This is a genomic window from Pseudomonas sp. JR33AA (assembly GCF_021378985.1).
GTDB lineage: Bacteria > Pseudomonadota > Gammaproteobacteria > Pseudomonadales > Pseudomonadaceae > Aquipseudomonas > Aquipseudomonas alloputida.
The window spans coordinates 32,213-52,286 of the sequence record NZ_JAJSAW010000005.1 but is presented as its reverse complement, the minus strand read 5'-3'; the positions used below and the strand labels follow the sequence as shown (position 1 = coordinate 52,286).

Annotated in this window: 15 protein-coding genes; 6 read left to right on the top strand and 9 right to left on the bottom strand. The window is 61.8% G+C overall.

The window, feature by feature from the left end:
• The first annotated feature begins 11 nt into the window (after window positions 1-11).
• From LVS58_RS10185 to LVS58_RS10175, 3 genes are read left to right on the top strand one after another with little or no spacing between them, the layout of a single operon-like run.
• A complete protein-coding gene (locus LVS58_RS10185) occupies window positions 12-923 on the top strand; it encodes a glycine betaine ABC transporter substrate-binding protein (RefSeq protein WP_233690963.1) in 912 nt (303 codons plus the stop codon).
• Window positions 920-1,573, top strand: coding sequence for an ABC transporter permease (locus LVS58_RS10180; RefSeq protein ID WP_010952080.1), 654 nt, complete (start codon window positions 920-922; stop codon window positions 1,571-1,573). The genes LVS58_RS10185 and LVS58_RS10180 overlap by 4 nt, the downstream gene beginning before the upstream one ends.
• Window positions 1,570-2,727 (top strand): osmoprotectant ABC transporter ATP-binding protein OsmV, encoded by a 1,158-nt coding sequence (locus tag LVS58_RS10175; protein ID WP_064492379.1) that lies wholly within the window; start codon window positions 1,570-1,572, stop codon window positions 2,725-2,727. The genes LVS58_RS10180 and LVS58_RS10175 overlap by 4 nt, the downstream gene beginning before the upstream one ends.
• Window positions 2,728-2,822: 95 nt before the next feature.
• Here the strand turns inward: LVS58_RS10175 and LVS58_RS10170 are convergent, their stop codons facing one another.
• The 3 genes from LVS58_RS10170 to LVS58_RS10160 all read right to left on the bottom strand — a co-directional run bounded on the left by LVS58_RS10170 (window position 2,823) and on the right by LVS58_RS10160 (window position 6,840).
• Window positions 2,823-5,252: a TonB-dependent siderophore receptor gene (locus LVS58_RS10170; protein WP_233690962.1), complete on the bottom strand. Its 2,430-nt coding sequence runs from the start codon at window positions 5,250-5,252 to the stop codon at window positions 2,823-2,825.
• Window positions 5,253-5,360: 108 nt separating this feature from the next.
• A complete protein-coding gene (locus tag LVS58_RS10165; protein ID WP_233690961.1) occupies window positions 5,361-6,323 on the bottom strand; it encodes a FecR family protein in 963 nt (320 codons plus the stop codon).
• Between the two features lie 19 nt (window positions 6,324-6,342).
• Window positions 6,343-6,840, bottom strand: coding sequence for an RNA polymerase sigma factor (locus LVS58_RS10160; protein ID WP_012051258.1), 498 nt, complete (start codon window positions 6,838-6,840; stop codon window positions 6,343-6,345).
• Between the two features lie 494 nt (window positions 6,841-7,334).
• On the opposite strand from LVS58_RS10160, the gene LVS58_RS10155 reads away from it, so the two are divergent.
• Window positions 7,335-8,498, top strand: a complete 1,164-nt coding sequence (locus tag LVS58_RS10155; RefSeq protein ID WP_233690960.1) for a type III PLP-dependent enzyme — start codon at window positions 7,335-7,337, stop codon at window positions 8,496-8,498.
• Window positions 8,499-8,675: 177 nt separating this feature from the next.
• Here the strand turns inward: LVS58_RS10155 and LVS58_RS10150 are convergent, their stop codons facing one another.
• The 3 genes from LVS58_RS10150 to LVS58_RS10140 form a co-directional block, all read right to left on the bottom strand.
• The gene (locus LVS58_RS10150) at window positions 8,676-9,212 is read right to left on the bottom strand and encodes a hypothetical protein (RefSeq protein ID WP_233690959.1); all 537 of its coding nucleotides are present in this window, start codon (window positions 9,210-9,212) and stop codon (window positions 8,676-8,678) included.
• Between the two features lie 123 nt (window positions 9,213-9,335).
• The gene (locus LVS58_RS10145; RefSeq protein ID WP_233690958.1) at window positions 9,336-10,085 is read right to left on the bottom strand and encodes a tetratricopeptide repeat protein; all 750 of its coding nucleotides are present in this window, start codon (window positions 10,083-10,085) and stop codon (window positions 9,336-9,338) included.
• A 3-nt stretch (window positions 10,086-10,088) separates the two neighbouring features.
• A complete protein-coding gene (locus LVS58_RS10140; RefSeq protein ID WP_233690957.1) occupies window positions 10,089-10,769 on the bottom strand; it encodes a Fe2+-dependent dioxygenase in 681 nt (226 codons plus the stop codon).
• Between the two features lie 222 nt (window positions 10,770-10,991).
• Between LVS58_RS10140 and LVS58_RS10135 the strand changes: the two genes are divergently transcribed.
• Both LVS58_RS10135 and LVS58_RS10130 read left to right on the top strand, forming a co-directional pair.
• Window positions 10,992-13,274 carry a TonB-dependent receptor gene (locus LVS58_RS10135; protein ID WP_233690956.1) on the top strand — a complete coding sequence of 761 codons (2,283 nt, stop codon included), beginning with the start codon at window positions 10,992-10,994 and terminating at the stop codon, window positions 13,272-13,274.
• A 191-nt stretch (window positions 13,275-13,465) separates the two neighbouring features.
• Window positions 13,466-16,018, top strand: a complete 2,553-nt coding sequence (locus LVS58_RS10130) for a PepSY domain-containing protein (protein ID WP_233690955.1) — start codon at window positions 13,466-13,468, stop codon at window positions 16,016-16,018.
• A gap of 479 nt (window positions 16,019-16,497) precedes the next feature.
• On the opposite strand, the gene LVS58_RS10125 is transcribed toward LVS58_RS10130, so the two are convergent.
• The 3 genes from LVS58_RS10125 to der all read right to left on the bottom strand — a co-directional run bounded on the left by LVS58_RS10125 (window position 16,498) and on the right by der (window position 20,040).
• On the bottom strand, window positions 16,498-17,289 hold the full coding sequence (locus LVS58_RS10125) for an amidohydrolase (protein ID WP_003248510.1): 792 nt from the start codon (window positions 17,287-17,289) through the stop codon (window positions 16,498-16,500).
• On the bottom strand, window positions 17,277-18,425 hold the full coding sequence (locus tag LVS58_RS10120) for a pyridoxal phosphate-dependent aminotransferase (protein WP_233690954.1): 1,149 nt from the start codon (window positions 18,423-18,425) through the stop codon (window positions 17,277-17,279). The genes LVS58_RS10125 and LVS58_RS10120 overlap by 13 nt, the downstream gene beginning before the upstream one ends.
• A 151-nt stretch (window positions 18,426-18,576) precedes the next feature.
• A complete protein-coding gene (gene der / locus LVS58_RS10115) occupies window positions 18,577-20,040 on the bottom strand; it encodes a ribosome biogenesis GTPase Der (RefSeq protein ID WP_233690953.1) in 1,464 nt (487 codons plus the stop codon).
• Between the last annotated feature and the right edge of the window lie 34 nt (window positions 20,041-20,074).

Sequence of the window (20,074 nt, the reverse complement as noted above, 5' to 3'; positions counted from 1 at the left end):
ATAGGAAACGTATGAAGAAGAGAATCGCCTTGCTGCTGGGCGCGGCCCTGCTGTTCGCAGGAGTTGCCCAGGCAGCGGAAAAACCCCTGGTGCGCATCGGCGCGCGGGTGTTCACCGAACAGACCGTGCTCGCCGAAATCACCGCGCAGTACCTGCGCGCTCACGGCTTTGACGTACGCGTCACCACCGGCCTTGGCAGCAGCATCGCTCGCCAGGCCCAGGAAACCGGCCAGCTCGACCTGATGTGGGAATACACCGGGGTGTCGCTGGTGTCCTACAACCACATCGATGAGCGTATGCCCAGCGCCGAGGCCACCTACGCCAAGGTCAAGGCGCTGGATGCCAAAAAAGACCTGATCTGGCTGACCCCGTCGAAATTCAGCAACACCTATGCGCTCGGCTTGCCGAAGCAGGTCGCCGAGGCCTACCCGCAGATCAACTCGATCAGCGACCTCAACCACGTGCTGCGTGACGAGCGCAAGCGTAACCACCTGGTGGCCCTGGACACCGAGTTCGCCAACCGCCCCGACGGCTTGGTCGGGCTCAAGGAGATGTACGACCTGCAGGTCGGCCGCGCCAACATCCGTCAGATGGACGCGGGCCTTGTCTATACGGCCATGCACAACAACCAGGTGTTCGCAGGCCTGGTCTACACCACCGACGGTCGCCTGAGCGCGTTCAACCTCAAGCTGCTCGAGGACGACAAGCACTACTTCCCCGATTACACCGCCGCCCCGGTGGTGCGCAAGGCCGTGCTCGACGCCAACCCGCAACTGGCCGCCCTGCTCAAGCCACTGGCTGAACAACTCGATGACGAGACCATGCGCCAGCTCAATGCCAAGGTCGACGTAGACCACCAGAACCCGACCGCAGTGGCCGCCGCATTCCTGCGCGAGCATCCCCTCAAGGAGGTACAGCCATGAGCCTGCTCGACACGTTCGCCCACCTCGACTGGGCCCAGGTACTGCAACTGACCTGGCAGCACATCATGCTGGTCGGCATCGCCGTCGGCCTGGCGATCCTCGTTGGCGTGCCGCTGGGCATCCTGATGACCCGCTTCCCGGCGGTGGCCGGCCCGCTGCAGGCCAGCGCCACGGTGCTGCTGACCATCCCATCGATTGCGTTGTTCGGCCTGCTGCTGCCGTTCTACTCCAAGTTCGGCCAGGGGCTGGGCCCCTTGCCTGCGATCACTGCCGTGTTCCTTTATTCGCTGTTGCCCATCCTGCGCAACACCTACCTGGCCCTGACCAATGTCGAGCCCGGTATCCGTGAAGCCGCGCGCGGCATCGGCATGACCTTCGGCCAGCGCCTGCGCATGGTCGAGCTGCCCATCGCCGTACCGGTGATCCTCGCCGGCGTGCGCACCGCCGTGGTGATGAACATCGGCGTCATGACCATTGCCGCCACCATCGGCGCCGGCGGCCTCGGCGTGCTGATTCTTACCTCCATCAGCCGCAGCGACATGTCGATGCTGCTGGTCGGCGCCGTATTGGTCAGCCTGCTGGCGATCATCGCCGACCTGCTGCTGCAAACCCTGCAACGTGCCCTGACTCCAGAAGGACTGCGCTCATGATCGAACTGAAGAACCTCAGCAAAACCTTCAACGTCAACGGCAAGGACGTCAAAGCCGTCGACTCGGTAAGCCTCACCGTCAACGAAGGGGAAATCTGCGTGTTCCTCGGCCCGTCGGGCTGCGGCAAGAGCACCACGCTGAAAATGATCAACCGCCTGATCACGCCCACCTCCGGCCAGGTGTTCATCAATGGCGAAGACACCACCGGGCTGGACGAAGTCACCCTGCGCCGACACATCGGCTATGTGATCCAGCAGATCGGTTTGTTTCCCAACATGACCATCGAAGAGAACATCACCGTGGTGCCACGCCTGCTCGGCTGGGACAAGCAGAAATGCCACGAGCGTGCTCGCGAGCTGATGCACATGATCAAGCTCGAACCCAAGCAGTACCTGCAACGCTACCCGCGCGAGCTGTCCGGCGGCCAGCAACAGCGTATCGGCGTGATTCGTGCCCTGGCAGCAGATGCACCCGTGCTGTTGATGGACGAGCCGTTCGGCGCGGTCGACCCGATCAACCGCGAGATGATCCAGAACGAGTTCTTCGAAATGCAGCGGGCGCTGAACAAGACCGTGATCATGGTCAGCCACGACATCGACGAAGCGATCAAACTGGGCGACAAGATTGCCATCTTCCGTGCCGGCAAGCTGTTGCAGCTGGACCATCCGGATACCCTGCTGGCGCACCCGGCGGATGATTTCGTCAGCAACTTCGTGGGCCAGGACAGCACGCTCAAGCGCCTACTGCTGGTGCGTGCCGAGGATGCAGCGGACAACGCGCCGTCGGTGAGCCCGGAAACACCGGTGAGCGACGCGCTGGAGCTGCTCGATGAGCACGACCGCCGCTACGTGGTGGTGACCGATGCGCAAAACAAGGCCCTGGGCTATGTGCGCCGGCGCGACATGCACCGCCAGCAAGGGACATGTGGCGATTTCCTGCGACCGTTCAATGCCACGGCTTCGCATGATGAGCACTTGCGCATTTTGTTGTCGCGCATGTACGAGTTCAACCGGGCATGGTTGCCGGTGCTGGATGCCGAGCAGGTGTTCTTGGGCGAGGTGACGCAGGAATCGATTGCGGCGTACCTGAGTTCGGGGAGATCGCGGGGGGCGAAGAGCAGTATTGTTTCGCCGGCCGAGGCGGTGGTTTCGTAACTGACGGGGCGCTTTGCGCCCCTTCGCGGGTAAACCCGCTCCTACAAGAGGGGGTTACCTGCGAAGGGGCGCAACGCGGCTCCGGCAATCGGGGATCAAAACCCAACACTGGCCTGCACGTAGAAAGTCCGCGGCTCACCCACGTAAAGGCCGGCATTGTTGTCGCTGGAGCGGGTGAAGTACTGCTTGTCGAACAGGTTCTTCACCCCCGCCGCCAGCTTCAGGTTGGACAGCTGCGGCCCGAACTCATAACCGCCACGGGCATGCCAGGTCACGTAGCCCGGAATATCGCCATACTGCCCGTCAGCACTCGGCTCGGTGATGTAGTCGCCATTGAAACTGCCATCGGCATTTATCCCGGTCCCCGGCGCGCGCTGCTTGGATTGGGCGTAGGCATCCAGGTTCCAGGTCCAGCGGTTGACCGCGTACCGCACCCCGGCAGTGGCCACCTGGCGTGAATAGAACGGCAGGTCTCGGCCCTTGAACCCTGGGATATCCCCTTCATAGGTCGCGCGGGTATAGGTGTAGCCACCGCTCACCGACAGCCCGTCCAGCCGCGGGTCCAGCCCGGCCAGGTCATAACGCACCGAAGCCTCGATGCCCTGGTGCTTGGTCGCCCCCAGGTTGGTCCAGCCCACGTCGTTGCTGATGTACTGCAGCTCATCATCGAAGTCGATGTAGAACGCCGTCAGCTCACCGGCAAAGCCGCCATTGTCATAACGTGTACCGATTTCGTAGGTCTTGGCTTTTTCCGGCTCCAGGCCATTGGCCGTGCTGTTGCCAGCACCGCCCTGGCCCAGCTGGAAGTACTGCAGGCTACCGAACGACGTCTCGTAGTTGGCGAACACCTTCCAGGCATCGGAAACGTGGTACATCACGCTCAGTGCCGGCAAAGGCTCGTTGCTGGTGATGCTGCGCTTCTTCTCGGCTACCGGACGGTTGTTGGCGTCCAGCACCGGGCGGTCGCGCCAGTCGGTATTGATGTGCTCGAAGCGCACGCCAGGGGTGATGGTCCAGTTGCCCATGTCGATCTTGTCGTCGATGTAGTAGGCGCTGGCCTCAGTGCCGCCGCTGCGGTCCTGGAACACGTGGCCGTCGGAAGTCGGGGTCACCGTCGGCACGTTGTCGATCAGCGCCAGGCGAGTCGACTGTTCGCGCATTGCTTCCTTCAGGTAACGGTAACCGACACTGACTTCCTGGGTGGTCGGGCCGGCAAAGAAGATGCGCGACACACGGGGTTCGATGGCGAAGGTGTGGTAGTTGCGCGGGTACGACGACAACGTCTTCATGTCCCGCGCGGCGATGGTACTGCCGCGGAAGCTGTCGGTGTAGTAGGTCAGCACTTCGAACTGGGTGGCATCGTCGAGCTGCCGCTGCCATTTGAACGACACATCCTTGCGCCGGCCCGCGAAGTAGTCGTAATCGCGCAGCGACTGGTACGGGTTGCTGTCGTATTGAGCCTGGGTCAGGCCACCCGGCATATCGGCACGGCCATCGTAGTAATGGAAGTTGAGCCAGAACTCATCGACGTCAGTTGGCGCCCAGTGCGTCTTGAGGATAACGTCGTCAATGTCGTTGCCGTTGTTGCTTTCACGGTAACCGTTGCCGTTCACGCCGGTGTACAGCAGCGCCACACCCATGCCGTTGTCCGCCGTACCGCCGACGAAAGCCGACTCGGTGTGTTTCCAGCCACCGTGCTGGGAGGTCTCCAGGGTGGTGGACAGCTCTGCCGAGGCCTTTTCCGGAATCGCCCGGGTGACGAAGTTGATCACGCCACCCACGTTCTGCGGGCCGTAGCGCACCGAGCCGGCACCGCGTACGACGTCAATGCTGTCGAGATTGCCAGAGGAAATCGGTGCCATCGACAGCTGTGGCTGGCCATACGGCGCAAAGGCGGCCGGGATGCCATCGATCAGTACCGTGGAGCGCGGCGACAGGCGCGAAGTAAGGCCGCGCACGCCCACGTTCAGCGACAGGTCGCTGCCACCGGTTCCGTTGGAGTCCTGCACTTGCACGCCAGGGATGCCGCGCAGTACGTCACGCACGTTCATTGCGCCCTTCTCCACCATTGCCTCGCGGCGTACCACGGTGCGTGCCCCGGGATGGTTCTGTACCACGCTCTGCTGGGCATCACCCAGCCAGTCACCGACCACCTTGATGTCGGTGGGTGCCAGCTCCAGGCTGCCGCTGCCCAGGTCAAGGGTAGTCGGCAGCGGCTTCACCACAACGGTGTCCCCGGACATCTCGAAGGTGAGCCCGCTGCCTTGCAACAACTGTTGCAGCGCCTGCACCGGCGCCAGGTTGCCCGATACCGCCGGGGCCTGCTTTCCAGCGACCAGCTCGGGGCTGAAAAACAGCTGCAGGCGGGTCTGCTGGCCGAGCTGGTTCAGCGCCGAACCCAACGGCTGGGCCTGGATCTGGAGGGTATTGCCCGCCTCTGCGGCCTGGCTGTTGACGGTCACGGCGCTGACCGCCAGGGCCAGCGCCAGGGCGCGAAAGCGTGGGAGGGGTTTGTTGTTGTTCACGTCGTCGAAACATCCTGGAATGCGGAATAAACGCCAACCGCGTGCAAATGGAAATGCTTGGCAGTTGCAGCTGGCGAGGAAGACGAACGAGTGAAAAAAAACCTGAATCTATTTGGCGATTATTTCGCTGGAGCCGTCTTCATGGGCCTTGATGGCCACCGGCAGGATGCTCGGCAAGGCCCGTAGCAGTGCGTCGGTGTCATCGGTGCTGAAGGTGCTCGAAAGGCGCATCTGGGCGACTTTACCGGGGGCGACCCGCAACGGTTGGCTACGGTAGCGTGAAGCTTCGGCCACCACCTCGGCGAGGGTGGCGTTGTCGAACACCAGCTTGCCCTGGCGCCAGGCAGTAACAGCAGCGGTATTGACTGCGTAGGGGGCGGTCACCATGCCTTGTGCATCGATATGCGAACCCTGGCCGGCCGTAAGCTGCGCCAGCGCGGCGCCCTTGCCCTGTACACGCACCGAACCCTGCTCCACCGCCACCCGGGTGCTGGCCGGGTCCAGACGCACGTCAAAGCGGGTACCAGTCACAGTCACACGGCCTTGAGCAGTGTCGACCACAAAAGGCCTGGCACTGTCGTGGGCGACGCTGAACATCACCTCACCGGCACTCAGACGGATAAGCCGCTGGCCGGAGCTGAAATCGACCTGCAGTTGTGTGCTGCCATTGAGCTCGAGGTTCGAGCCATCAGGCAGTTCGACCTGGCGGCGTTCATTGAAGGCGGTCTGCAAGCTGGCCTGGTGATTCAGTTGCTGGTGGTGCCAGCCGCCCCAACCCAGGCCCAACGCCAACACCGCCACACTGGCGGCCAGGGCCTGACGCACGAAACGCCGACGTGGCAGTTGCTGCACCGGGACGGGTTCGCACAACGCTTCAAGGCGCCGACGTGAAATGAAGTCGGCGGCCTGCCACACGCGGCAGAGATGCTCGTATTCTTCCCGGTTGTGCGCGTCGCTCGCCAGCCAGGCACGCAACTGCTTGTGCAGCCCGGCATCCCGAGGTGCATCCTGCACGCGGGCGAACCATGCGGCCGCCTGCTCGCGGACGGCATCGGTACCGTGCTGTTTCATCGAAAGGTCTCCTGACACTTCATGCCGACACATCCAGGTGCTCACGCAGATGCCGGAGCGTGCGGATCATATACTTTTCGACCATGTTCTTGCTCAACCCCATGCGCTCTGCAATCTCGGCCTGGGTCAGGCCTTCGAGCTTCTGCCAGATGAACACCTGCCGGCAGTTGAGTGGCAGCTCGGCCAGGGCTCGCTCGACGCTGTCGGCCAGCTCCAGGGCATGCACGTAGGCTTCCGGGTCGCCACTGCCGGTTGCGCCTTCTTCGAAGGCTTCCCGCTCCAGGGCCTGGCGGCGGTCCTCGCGACGGAAGCCATCCACAGCGATATTGCGTGCAGCCTGATGCAGGTAGGCGCGTGGCTGCTCAACCTGCTCGCGCGGGGTTTCCAGTACCCGGACAAAGGCATCGTGGGTGAGGTCCTCGGCCTGCTGACGACTGCGCAGCTTGCGCGTCCAGGTGCCGATCAGCTCATGGTAGTGGTCGAGGAAGCCTTTGTGTCCGGACACGGTCGGGGTCATCAGGGAGGCAGACAAGGGTGCGAATAGTAATGTTTCTCATCAAAAGCAGCAAATCCGCCAGTCGGTAACAAAAAATTTATGGGCGATTTCCTGTACGGGGGTTACAGGAAAATGTGGCCATAAATATGAACACCCCCGGCCCTTTCGCGGGCAAGCCCGCTCCCACATGGAGCGCGTATCCCCTGTAGCAGCGGGCTTGCCCGCAAAGGGCCCAACACGCTCCATTCCACAATTTTTTACGCTTGAAAGATCGCAGGGAACATCAGCCGGTCACACGAGTCGGTTATTCAAATGGCTGGTCGTCGATCCACGTCGATCACGCCCGGATTGCCTGTTGATTCTGCATTCTTCACGCCCTAAAGTGCGCGCCGAACGTCCATGCTGGAAACGATCCATCCGGCTCAAGTACTGAGTAGGCGAACCAAAGTGGGGATACGGAGGACGTTCAGTTTGCAGCCACTTAATCTTTCAGTTTGCCCATGGAGTCCCTGAGCATGTCGATCCAGGTCGAAGACTATTTCGCGCGTGAAACCTTCCAGAAAATGAAGGCGTTCGCTGACAAGCAGGAAACCCCGTTCGTACTCATCGACACCCAGATGATCAGCCAGGCGTACGACGACCTGCGCGCCGGTTTCGAATTTGCCAAGGTCTACTACGCGGTCAAGGCCAACCCGGCCGTTGAAATCATCGACCTGCTCAAGGAGAAAGGTTCGAGCTTCGACATCGCCTCGATCTACGAGCTGGACAAAGTACTGGGCCGTGGTGTCAGCGCCGACCGTATCAGCTACGGCAACACCATCAAGAAGTCCAAGGACATCCGCTACTTCTACGAGAAGGGGGTGCGCCTGTACGCCACCGACTCGGAAGCCGACCTGCGCAACATCGCCAAGGCCGCACCGGGCTCGAAAGTGTATGTGCGTATTCTGACTGAAGGCTCCACCACTGCCGACTGGCCACTGTCCCGCAAGTTCGGCTGCCAGACCGACATGGCCATGGACCTGCTGATCCTTGCCCGCGACCTGGGCCTGGTGCCTTATGGCATCTCCTTCCACGTGGGTTCGCAGCAACGCGACATCAGCGTGTGGGACGCCGCCATCGCCAAGGTCAAGGTGATCTTCGAACGCCTGAAAGAAGAAGACGGCATCGAACTGAAGCTGATCAACATGGGTGGCGGCTTCCCGGCCAACTACATCACCCGTACCAACAGCCTGGAAACCTACGCCGAAGAAATCATCCGCTTCCTCAAGGAAGACTTCGGTGATGAACTGCCGGAAATCATCCTCGAGCCTGGCCGTTCGCTGATCGCCAACTCCGGTATCCTGGTCAGCGAAGTGGTGCTGGTCGCACGCAAGTCGCGTACCGCCGTCGAGCGCTGGATCTACACCGACGTGGGCAAGTTCTCCGGCCTGATCGAAACCATGGACGAAGCCATCAAGTTCCCGATCTGGACCGAGAAGAAGGGCGAAGCCGAGGAAGTGGTCATCGCCGGCCCGACCTGCGACAGCGCCGACATCATGTACGAGAACTACAAGTACGGGTTGCCGCTGAACCTGGCCATCGGTGACCGCCTGTACTGGCTGTCGACCGGCGCCTACACCACCAGCTACAGCGCAGTGGAATTCAACGGTTTCCCGCCGCTGAAGGCTTACTACCTGTAATGCATGGGGCCGCTTTGCGGCCCATCGCCGGCAAGCCGGGCTCCCACAGATACAGCGCAATGCTTGAGGCTTGCGCCGTACCTGTGGGAGCCCGGCTTGCCGGCGATGGGCTGCGCAGCAGCCCCAAAGCGCTCAACTGATCGGCATTAGCCACAAGGCCCCGTTTTTCATGGGCACTCAGCGGCGTCGGAAGTTTTTGTAACTGTCGAAGCCTGGCACGTTCACTTCGCTGACATTCATCCGCATGATCAATTTGTTCGGCGCACCTGCGCTGACATACCAATCTTCCCAAGCTCGCCAGTTCCGCACGCCAATAGGCACACTACCCACTGCGGCGATCGTCACTCCTGAGTAAACGCCAACCACCGGCACCTCCAGCTTTTTGCCACTTACCCATATGCGCCACAACAGCGGTTTTTTTACCCTCACGTAGTAGCCAATATAATTTCCGCTACTCAGGGCCAGAAAATCTCTGTGGGATGCGCCGTCTTCCGATTCCACCGTAACGATCCGGTAACCCGGATTCTCGCCCTCGTAATAGCCAAACCAGAAGCGCTGCGGCGAACCGACAGTCAAAGGTGACGAAACGGTCAGCCAGCTGTTGCAACGCGAGGCAGGAATGGTTTCAGACTCGACCGAATCGAGAATGCCTTCATACCCGGGTGTGGTGGAGGACAGTGTGGCGATGAAGGAACGTTCCTGGATGTACGACATGAATGCCAAACCCTCTTGAAATGGGTTATCACCATTCCAAGCGGGCATACCATAGGCAATTTGGAAAAAGTTGCCGAACTGGCAGCGCTTGTCGGGGCAGAGCAGGCGACCACACCAGCGACGTCAATCACCGCGCCGCTCGATCTCCTCGGCATAACGCCCGGCAAAGGCTATCAACAATGGCCCTGCCCCTTGCAAGGTCACCAACGCAGCGCGCAGGAAATTCATGTTCCCCTCAACCCGCGCCTGCTCCAGCCACTGCCCTGCCTCGGCCAACTGCCCGCGCTCGACCAGCACCAGCGCCAGGCTGAACATCCCCCGGAAATCCCCTGCCTCAGCCGAACGCCGATACCAGCGCACCGCCCGCGCCGGGCTTGGCGCCGTGGCTATGCCCTGCTCCAGGTAACGCCCATACAGGTTCATTGATTTGGCATGCCCCAGCTGCGCAGCCTTCTCGTAGCACATCAGCGCCTGCGCCTGATTGGCCGGCACCCCACGCCCGGTCGCCAACAGGTTGCCCAGGTTATACAGGCCCCAGTCCAACCCGGCATCAGCCGCACGGGCGTAGTGAACAGCAGCCTGCGCCAAACTCACCTCGCCGCCCCAGCCATGCTCCAGGCAGCGCCCGAGCATGTTGTGCGCCATGGCACTGCCACCCTGTGCAGCGATACCGAACCAACGCCGGGCAACGGTGGCATCCTGCTGGATACCACGCCCATCCAGCAGGATCTGCCCCAGCAGCAACTGCGCCGCGACCGCGCCCTGCCCCGCTGCCGCCAGAATCGCCTGGGCAGCCTTGCCAGGGGTTTCCTCGAGCATGGCCTGCAAGCCGGCCACATCCACCACTTCCTCACGTCGCAGCAAGTAGGACACGGCTCAGACCTCAGCCCAGCGGCGCAGCAAGTTATGGTAGGTGCCAGTCAGTTGCAACAGCGAAGGATGGTCCGGCACATCGGCGGTCAGTTGCTGGATGGCGTTGTCCATCTCGAACAGCAGCGTCCGCTGGCTGTCATCGCGCACCAGGCTCTGGGTCCAGAAGAATGCGGCATAGCGTTGGCCACGGGTTACGGGGTTGACCTTGTGCAGGCTTGTGCCGGGGTACAGCACCATGTCACCGGCGGCCAGCTTGACCTGCTGCACGCCATAGGTGTCCTGAATAACCAGCTCACCGCCGTCGTAGCTTTCCGGGTCGCTGAGGAACAGCGTGGAAGACAGGTCGGTACGCACGCGCTCCGGGCTGCCCTTGGGCTGGCGCAGGGCGTTGTCGATATGGAAACCGAAGTTGCCGCCTTCGCGGTAGCAATTGATCAGCGGCGGGAACACCTTGTGCGGCAAGGCTGCCGACATGAAGCGTGGTGATTTCCACAGGCGATCGATCAACGCACTGCCGATTTCCTTGGCCAGCACATGCCCCTCCGGCAACTGCAGGTTGTGCTTGGCCTTGGCCGACTGATAACCCGCCGTAACCTTGCCATCTGCCCAGTCGGCCCGCTCCAGCGCCTCGCGGATACGGGCCAGCTCATCAGCGTCGAACAGGCCTGGGATGTGAAGCAGCATGGCAGCAGTACCGTCAGGAAATGTAAAGACGCCAATGATATTGATTCCCTTTTGCGCTACACAAGCCCTATTCGCCGCTTAAGACGTTTCAGCGGCATGAAACCGTAAAGACAAATTGTAAAGATTGTAAATTCTTCACGAATGGTAACGAGTCTCAATTGTTAGTCAAAATTGCTTACATTAAGATCCACCGCCTCAATACCTTGGGGAAGGTTCTTTGCAATGCGCCAGTACGTACCATCTGCTGTGAGTTCGCCACGCCTGATCGTGTCTGCCATCGGTGTCGCCCTGAGTGCCTCGTCGGTCTATGCCGCCGATACGGCCGCCAACAGCGCCATCACCCTCGATGCCACCAGCGTCAACGGCAAGGCTGAACAAGCCAGCACCGATTACAAGGTGGACAAGGCCGCCTCGCAGAAGTACACCGCGCCGCTGGTAGACACCCCGCGCTCGATAACCGTGATCCCGCAGCAAGTGATCAAGGACACCAACGCCCTGACCCTGCAGGATGCCCTGCGCACCGTACCCGGCATCACCTTCGGTGCCGGCGAAGGCGGCAACCCACAAGGCGACCGCCCGTTCATCCGCGGCTTCGACGCCCAGGGCGATACCTACCTGGACGGCGTGCGTGACACTGGCGCCCAAACCCGCGAAATCTTCGCCATCGAATCTGTCGAAGTGGCCAAGGGGCCGAACTCGGCCATCGGTGGCCGCGGCGCGGCCGGCGGCACCATCAACCTGGTAAGCAAGCGCGCGCATCTGGGCAACTCGCTGGACGGCGCCTGGACCTGGGGCAGCGACCAGACCCAGCGCTACACCTTCGATGGCAACTACCAGTTCAGCGATACCGTTGCCGGTCGCCTGAACCTGATGACCCACGAAAGCAACGTCGCCGGCCGCGACAAGGTCAACTACGACCGCTGGGGTATCGCCCCGTCGCTGGCCTTTGGCCTGGGCACTCCGACCCGCGTCAACCTTGACTACTACCACCTGGAAAGCGACGACCTGCCGGATTCGGGTATCCCTTACAGCATCCCCGTTGCTGGCAGCGCTGCCCGTACTTCGGCGCACCCGAGCAAGCCGATCGATGGCGGTGACAGCGACAACTTCTATGGCTTGACCGGTCGCGACTTCCGCAAGAGCCGCGTGGACATCGCCACTTTCGCCATCGAGCACGACCTGACAGACTCGCTGACCATCAAGAACACCCTACGTCACGGCAACAGCATGCAAGACTACGTGCTGACCCAGCCGGATGACAGTGCCGGCAACGTGAACAACAACGGTGTATGGCGTCGTGCCAACACTCGCGTGGGTAACACCGCCACCACCACCAACCAGACCGACCTGTTCGGCGAGTTCTTCGTCGGCGGTTTCAAAAACAACTTCTCGACCGGTATCGAACTCACCAAGGAAGAGTCCGACCGCCAGAGCTACACGGTCACGCCAAACAGCAAGCTCACCTGCACTGGGCCTGGCAACGGTGGTAGCTGCACCTCACTGAGCGACCCTAACCCGGACGACACCTGGGATGGCACTGTCTCGCGCAACTACGCCGGCACCAAGACCAGCGGCAAGACCCGAGCGATCTATGTCTTCGACACATTGGAGCTCACACCCCAATGGCTGCTGAACATGGGCCTGCGTTACGACCATTTCGATACCAAGTTCCGCACCTACGACGCCAGCGGCGCAACCGTCTTGACCAAGAACGGCGAACCCACCAAAGGTCGCGACAAAAGTGAATTCTTCACGGGCCAGCTGGGCCTGGTGTGGAAGCCAGCCGAGAACGGCAGCATCTATATTTCCTACGCCACCTCAGCGACCCCGCCAGGCGCAATGCTCGGCGAAGGTACCGAGACCAACGCATTGCCAGGTACAACCGACCGCAGCGGCAATATTCTGGGCAGCGACCTGGAACCAGAAGAAACCACCAACTACGAAATCGGTACCAAGTGGGACTTACTGGACGAACGCTTGTCGCTGACAGCGGCGCTGTTCCGTACTGAGAAGGAAAACGCCCGCGTCCAGGTGGACACCACTACCTACGAGAACGTCGGCGAAACTCGCGTGCAGGGTATCGAGCTGTCCGCCAGTGGCAAGCTCACCGACAAGTGGCAGGTATTCGCCGGCTACACCTACATGCAGGCTCGCCAGATCGACGGCGGCCCGCTGGGCAAGGCCAACGACGGCAATCAGCTGCCGAACACGCCGAACAACAGCGCCAGCCTGTGGACCACGTACTCGATCACGCCAAAGCTGACCGTTGGCGGTGGTGCGTTCTACGTGGATGACGTGTACGGCAGCGTGGCCAACACCACCATGGTCGACAGCTATGTACGCTACGACGCCATGGCCGCCTACAAGCTGACCAAGAACGTCGACCTGCAACTGAACGTGCAGAATCTGACCAACGAGGTGTATTACGACAAGGCCTTCTCCACCCACTTCGCCAACCAGGCAGCCGGGCGGACTGCACTGTTGACCACCAGCGTCCACTTCTGATGTCGGGATTGGGTTGATCCGCTAGAAGGGCTGCTCCTGTGGCGGCCTCTTCGCGGGCAAGCCCGCGAAGAGGCCGGTACAAGCTTCCACCAAAAGAAGCCCACCCCCGCCCCGTTCATTGAGCGGGGCTTTTGCGTATCAAGGCATAATGCACGCCGTGCAGTCTGCGGCAGCAACACAAGGTGAAAGACGTGGTGAAGAAGACGCTGTTCCAATTGCACTGGTTCTTTGGCATCACCGCTGGCCTGGTGCTGGCCTTGATGGGCATTACCGGGGCACTGTACTCGTTCCAGGAAGAACTGCTGCGCGCATTCAATGCCGATGTACTCAAGGTAGAAGTACGCGCCGAAGGCGTGCTGCCGCCGGCCGAGCTGGTTAAACGGGTCGAAGCCCAGCAACACGACAAGGTGTCGATGCTGTGGGTCGACGTGCGCGAAGGCAACGCGGCACGGATCTTCTTCATGCCCGCACCGGGCGAACGCCGTGGCGAGCTGCGCTATGCCGACCCGTACACCGGCGAACTCAAGGGTGAAGCGGCCGGGCAAGGCTTTTTCAACCTCATGCTCAAGCTGCACCGCTTCCTCGCCATGGGCGATACAGGCCGGCAAATCACCGGGGCCTGCACCCTGATGCTGGTGTTCTTCTGCCTGTCCGGCCTTTACCTGCGCTGGCCGCGTAAAGCGCTGGACTGGCGTACCTGGCTGACCTTCGACTGGGCCAAGAAAGGCCGCGCCTTCAACTGGGACCTGCACGCCGTTGCCGGCACCTGGTGCCTGCTGTTCTATCTGCTGTTCGCCCTGACCGGGCTGTTCTGGTCCTATGAGTGGTACCGAGAAGGCCTGAACAAGCTGCTGGCCGACGCGCCGGCTGCGGGCCAGCAGCAAAAACGTGGTGAAGGCCGTGGCCGGCACGGGCCGCAGAAAGTCGACAGGAATGCACCGCCGCTGGTGGTGGACTACGACGCCATCTGGGCCAACCTCAAGGACGCCGCGGGCCCAGGCCTGTCCACCTACAACCTGCGCCTGCCGCCTGCTGGCGGTCAGCCGGCCAACCTGTTCTACCTGCTCGACAACGCTGCGCACCCACGCGCCTTCAATATCCTGGTCCTTGACCCGGCCACCGGCCAGGTTAAAAAGCACGACCGCTACACCGACAAGTCCTTCAAAGCGCAACTGCTGCAGAGTGTTTACGCCTTGCACGTCGGCGAATACTTCGGCTTGCCGGGGCGCATCATCGTCACCATCGCCAGCCTCACCATGCCGTTGTTTTTCGTCACCGGCTGGCTGCTGTACCTCGACCGCCGCCGCAAGAAACGTCAGGTGCGTGCAGCCCGTGGCAACGTCACCAACAGCGCCAATGGCGACGGCTGGCTGATCGGCTTTGCCAGCCAGAGTGGCTTTGCCGAACAGCTGGCCTGGCAGAGCGCCGAACAGCTGCAGGCAGCTGGCCTGCCAGTGCAGGTGCGCGCCCTTAGCGAGCTGGGTGAAAACGACCTGCGCCAGGCCCATCGCGCGCTCTTCGTGGTGAGTACCTTCGGCGACGGCGAAGCGCCCGACAGCGCTCGCGCCTTCGAGCGCAAGGTGCTCGGCCAGCCTTGGACACTGAACAACCTCAACTATGCCCTGCTCGCCCTCGGTGATCGTCAGTACCCACACTTCTGCGGTTTCGCTCGTCGCCTCCAGGCGTGGCTGGGCGAGCGCGGTGCCAGCAGTGCATTCAGCCCGGTAGAAGTGGACAACGCCGACCAGGCCGCCCTGCAGCAGTGGCAGCAGGAACTGGCGCAACTGACCGGCGCCCAGCCGGTGGCCGCCTGGCAGCCGCCAACCTTTGCCAACTGGTCGCTGGTGCGCCGCAAACTGCTCAACCCCGGCAGCCAAGGTCAACCGGTTTACCTGCTTGGCCTGCAGGCTGCAGAACCTGCGAGCTGGGAAGCCGGCGATCTGGTAGAAATACTGCCGCTGAATGGGCAGCCACGGATCGACGCGTTCCTCAAGGGCATGGCACTGGACGCCAGCAGCCAGGTGCAGGTGAATGGCCTGAGCGAAACCCTTGCCCAGGCACTCGCTGGCCGCCAGCTGCCGACGCGCCGTGACCACCTGATCGGCTTGCAGCCGCAAGCGCTGGTCGATGCACTGGTGCCAATCGGCAGCCGCGAGTACTCCATCGCCTCGATCGCTAGCGATGGTGTGCTGGAGCTGATTGTGCGCCAGGAACGCCACCCCGACGGCAGTCTTGGCTTGGGCTCTGGCTGGCTGACCGAATACCTGCCAATGAATGGCACCCTTAGCCTGCGCCTGCGACGTAACAGTGGCTTCCATCTGCCTGAGGCAGCTGCGCCAATGATCCTGATCGGCAACGGCACTGGCCTGGCGGGCCTTCGCAGCCTGTTGCGCGCGCGGGTCAATACCGGTGAGCAGCGCAACTGGCTGTTGTTCGGCGAGCGTAATCGGGCGCATGACTTGCTGTGTGGCGATGAGCTGCAAGCTTGGCTCGACAGCGGCGACCTGGCACGGCTGGACCTGGCGTTCTCGCGCGATCAGGCCGAGAAGGTGTATGTGCAGGACGTGATGCTGGAGCAGGCCGAGGACTTCAAGCGCTGGGTGGCCGACGGGGCTTGCGTGTATGTCTGCGGCAGCCTGCAAGGCATGGCGGCAGGGGTGGATGCGGCGCTCAAAGGCATGCTGGGTGAAGCTGCTGTACAGCAGCTGATCGAGGATGGGCGGTATCGGCGGGATGTGTATTGACCGCAAATCGATTCAACCCGCGAATACGGTGGTGGTGGCAACGGTGAACGGCGGGTGGAAATAGGCCAGCAGGGCCGGCCCTTTCGCGGGTGAACCCGCTCCTACAATGGTCTGTGTCCAATCACCGACGTATGTCCACCACCAATCTGTGTAGGAGCGGGTTCACCCGCGAATACGGTCGCGGCAGCAACGATGAACGACTGGTGGAAATTGGCCAGCAGGGCCGGCCCTTTCACGGGTGAACCCGCTCCTACAATGGTCTGTGTCCAATCGCCGATTTATGTCCACCACCAATCCGTGTAGGAGCGGGTTCACCCGCGAATACGGTAGCGGCAGCAACGATGAACGACTGGTGGAAATTGGCCAGCAGGGCCGGCCCTTTCGCGGGTGAACCCGCTCCTACCACAACGGCCTGTGCCCAATCACCAACCTGTGTCCACCTAGGCGCGGGTTCACCCGCGAAGAAGCCGCCCCTGCGGTCAGTGCAGCTCGAAGGTATCGGCATCCAGGTTGGCCGGGAACTTGGCCCGGTACGCCGCCAATTCGGCCGCGCTCAGTACGGCAGTGAACACCCCGTCCGCCTCCCCGGCACTGAGCAGGCTCTCACCCTGGAAATCCAGTACCTGGCTGTCACCTGAGTAAGCAAAGCCTTTACCGTCCGTGCCCACCCGGTTCACCGCTGCCACATAGCACAGGTTTTCGATACCCCGCGCCGGCAGCAAGCGGTTCCAGTGCTGGCGGCGCGCAGCCGGCCAGTTGGCGGTGTACAACAGCAGGTCGGTGTCCTGGGCGTCCCGGCTCCACACGGGGAAGCGCAGGTCGTAGCAGATCAGCGGGCGAATCCGCCAGCCCTTGACCTCGAACTGCACCTGCCGCTCGCCTGGGGTGTAATGTTTGTGCTCACCGGCCATGCGGAACAGGTGGCGCTTGTCGTAGTGCAGAATCTCGCCGTCCGGTCGCGCCCACAACAGGCGGTTGCGGTGGCTGCCGTCGGCGGCCTGGATGATCACACTGCCGGTAATCACCGCGTTGTGCTTCTTGGCCTGTGCCTTCAGCCATTTGTAGGTCGGACCGTTCTCTGGCTCGCACAGGCTTTCCGACTGCATCGAAAAACCGGTGGTAAACATTTCCGGCAGGATCACCAGGTCAACCTCGCCCACCTGCTCCAGCAGCACCTCGAAGTGCGCATAGTTGGCCTCGCGGTCGTGCCAGGCCAAGGTGGTTTGCACCAGGGCGACTTTCAGGTTCGGCAGTGTACTCAGATCGCGCATAGTCTTTCCGCTGCCTGACGCAGCGTCTCCTCTCGTTTGGCAAAGCACAGGCGCACCAGGCGTTGCTCGGGGATGGGTTGCTGGTAGAACACCGATACCGGGATGGTTGCCACGCCATGTTCGCGGGTAAGCCACAGCGACATGTCGACATCGTTCAGGTCCGGACGGATTCGCGAATAGTCCACCAACTGGAAATAAGTGCCCGTTGTCCGGGTAAAGTTGAAACGCGAGCCTTCCAGCAAACCGCAAAACAGGTCGCGCTTGGCCTGGTAAAAGGCTGGCAACCCATCAATATGCTCGGGGTGCCCGGCCATGAAGTCGGCCAAGGCACACTGCAGCGGCGTCACGCCACAGAAGTTGACGTACTGGTGCACTTTGCGCAGCTCGGTGCTCAGGGCTGGCGGAGCGATCACGTACCCGGTCTTCCAGCCGGTAACGTGGTAAGTCTTGCCGAAGGAACTGACCACGAAGGCACGCGAGTACAACTGCTCATGGGCCAGCACACTGGCGTGGCGTACGCCGTCGTAGACCAGGTGCTCGTACACTTCATCGCTGACCAGGTAGATATCGCGGTCGGCAACAAGTGCGGCCAACTGGTCCAGGTCTTCGCGGGTGATCAACGCACCGCTGGGGTTGTGTGGCGAGTTGAGGATGACCATGCGCGTGCGCGGGCTCAAGGCATCGCTGAATGTCTGCCAGTCGATACGGAAGTCGCCGTCGCTCAACTGCACATGTACACAGCGACCTCCGGCCAGTTCCACGGACGGCTCGTAACTGTCGTAGCAGGGATCGAAGACGATCACTTCGTCACCGGCATGCACCACCGCCTGGATGGCACAGAAAATAGCCTCGGTGGCGCCGGGGGTGATAGTCACTTCCTGATCGGCATCCACCCTGGCCCCATACAGCCGCTCGACCTTGGCCGCTACCTGCTGGCGCAAGGCCGGAAGGCCGGTCATCGGCGAATACTGGTTATGCCCGGCAGCCACATGCCGGCCCACTGCATCGAGCAGGGCCTGCGGGCCATTGAAGTCAGGAAAACCCTGGGACAGGTTCAGCGCGCCAGTCTGCACGGCGAGCTGGGACATGGTGGTGAAGATGGTCGTGCCGACATTCGGCAGTTTGCTGCGGATCATGGAGCCCTCTTTCCTGGGGTATATCCGGCACGGGGTGGAGTCCGAGCATAGCGGATCGAGCGGTCAGGAAAAAGGTTGAAACAAGAGGGGGATTGCTCTGGATCAAAGGGCGTCTGTGGGGGCAGCCTTACCCGCCCCCACATGGCGCTGCTTAGCGTTTGTCGCGACGCTTCTTCTCGGCCTTCTTGTGGTGCGACATCAGGCGGCGTTTCTTGTTGACCTGGCGATCGGTAAGGGTGTTCTTCTTGCCCTCGTACGGGTTCTCGCCGCCCTTGTACTCGATACGAATCGGCGTACCGACCAACTTGAGCACCCGGCGATAGGTGTTTTCCAGGTAACGCGAGTACGACTTGGGAATGCTGTCGGTCTGGTTGCCGTGGATTACGATGAGCGGCGGGTTGGCACCGCCGAGGTGGGCATAGCGCAGCTTGATGCGGCGACCATTGACCATCGGCGGCTGGTGCTCGCTCACGGCATCTTCGAGGATCTGCGTCAGGCGGCTGGTCGGCCAGCGGGTGACCGCGGACTGGAACGCAGCCTGCACCGACTTGTACAGGTTGCCCACGCCCGTGCCGTGCAGCGCAGAAATAAAGTGGATGTCAGCAAAATCAACGAAGAACAGCCGGCGCTCCAGCTCGGTCTTCACGTAGGCGCGCTCACCCGGCTCCATGCCATCCCACTTGTTCAGGGCAATGACGATGGCGCGACCGGCTTCAAGGGCGAAGCCCAGCAGGTTCAGGTCATGGTCGACCACGCCTTCGCGGGCGTCCATGACGAAGATGACGACGTTGGCATCCTTGATCGCCTGCAGCGTCTTCACCACCGAGAACTTCTCGACTTCCTCGTGGATCTTGCCACGCTTGCGCACCCCGGCGGTGTCGATGAAGGTGTACTTCTCGCCATCGCGCTCGAACGGGATGTAGATACTGTCACGGGTGGTGCCCGGCTCGTCGTAGACCACCACACGCTCTTCGCCGAGCATGCGGTTGACCAGCGTCGACTTGCCAACGTTCGGGCGGCCGATGATGGCGATCTTGATGCCATCCTTCTCGCTTGGGCCAGGAATGCGCACGGCTTCCTCACCTTCAGCGACGTCCTGTTCGAGGGCTTCGTCTTCGGCATCACGCGGCAGGTGACCGAGCACGGTTTCCATCAGGGCGTTGATACCACGGCCCTGGGAGCCCGCCACAGGGATGGCGTTACCCATGCCCATTGGCGAGAATTCGGCGCGGGCAACATCGGGGTCGATGTTGTCGATCTTGTTGGCAACCAGGATCGCGGCCTTGTTCCGCTTGCGCAGGTGCTCGGCAATCATCTGGTCTGCTGCGGTCATGCCCGCTCGGGCATCCACCAGGAACAGCACGAAGTCGGCTTCTTCGATGGCCATGAGCGACTGCTCGGCCATTTTTTCGTCCATGCCCACTTCGTCACCGGTGATACCACCGGTGTCGATCAGGATGAAGGAACGACCCTGCCAGCTGGCATCACCATACTGGCGGTCACGGGTCAGGCCCGACAGGTCACCGACGATGGCATCGCGGGTCTTGGTCAGGCGGTTGAACATGGTGGATTTGCCGACGTTCGGGCGGCCCACCAGGGCAATTACGGGAACCATCGGCTCTCCACTCTCGAATTCTTGAAAATGCAAA

Bases quoted from the DNA above. Each gene is read 5' to 3' on its own strand.
- LVS58_RS10140 (WP_233690957.1), bottom strand. From the start codon at position 10,769: ATGCTGCTTCACATCCCAGGCCTGTTCGACGCTGATGAGCTGGCCCGT.
- LVS58_RS10175 (WP_064492379.1), top strand. From the start codon at position 1,570: ATGATCGAACTGAAGAACCTCAGCAAAACCTTCAACGTCAACGGCAAG.
- LVS58_RS10185 (WP_233690963.1), top strand. From the start codon at position 12: ATGAAGAAGAGAATCGCCTTGCTGCTGGGCGCGGCCCTGCTGTTCGCA.
- der (WP_233690953.1), bottom strand. From the start codon at position 20,040: ATGGTTCCCGTAATTGCCCTGGTGGGCCGCCCGAACGTCGGCAAATCC.
- LVS58_RS10180 (WP_010952080.1), top strand. From the start codon at position 920: ATGAGCCTGCTCGACACGTTCGCCCACCTCGACTGGGCCCAGGTACTG.
- LVS58_RS10125 (WP_003248510.1), bottom strand. From the start codon at position 17,289: ATGCGCGATCTGAGTACACTGCCGAACCTGAAAGTCGCCCTGGTGCAA.
- LVS58_RS10160 (WP_012051258.1), bottom strand. From the start codon at position 6,840: ATGACCCCGACCGTGTCCGGACACAAAGGCTTCCTCGACCACTACCAT.
- LVS58_RS10150 (WP_233690959.1), bottom strand. From the start codon at position 9,212: ATGTCGTACATCCAGGAACGTTCCTTCATCGCCACACTGTCCTCCACC.
- LVS58_RS10165 (WP_233690961.1), bottom strand. From the start codon at position 6,323: ATGAAACAGCACGGTACCGATGCCGTCCGCGAGCAGGCGGCCGCATGG.
- LVS58_RS10135 (WP_233690956.1), top strand. From the start codon at position 10,992: ATGCGCCAGTACGTACCATCTGCTGTGAGTTCGCCACGCCTGATCGTG.
- LVS58_RS10120 (WP_233690954.1), bottom strand. From the start codon at position 18,425: ATGATCCGCAGCAAACTGCCGAATGTCGGCACGACCATCTTCACCACC.
- LVS58_RS10155 (WP_233690960.1), top strand. From the start codon at position 7,335: ATGTCGATCCAGGTCGAAGACTATTTCGCGCGTGAAACCTTCCAGAAA.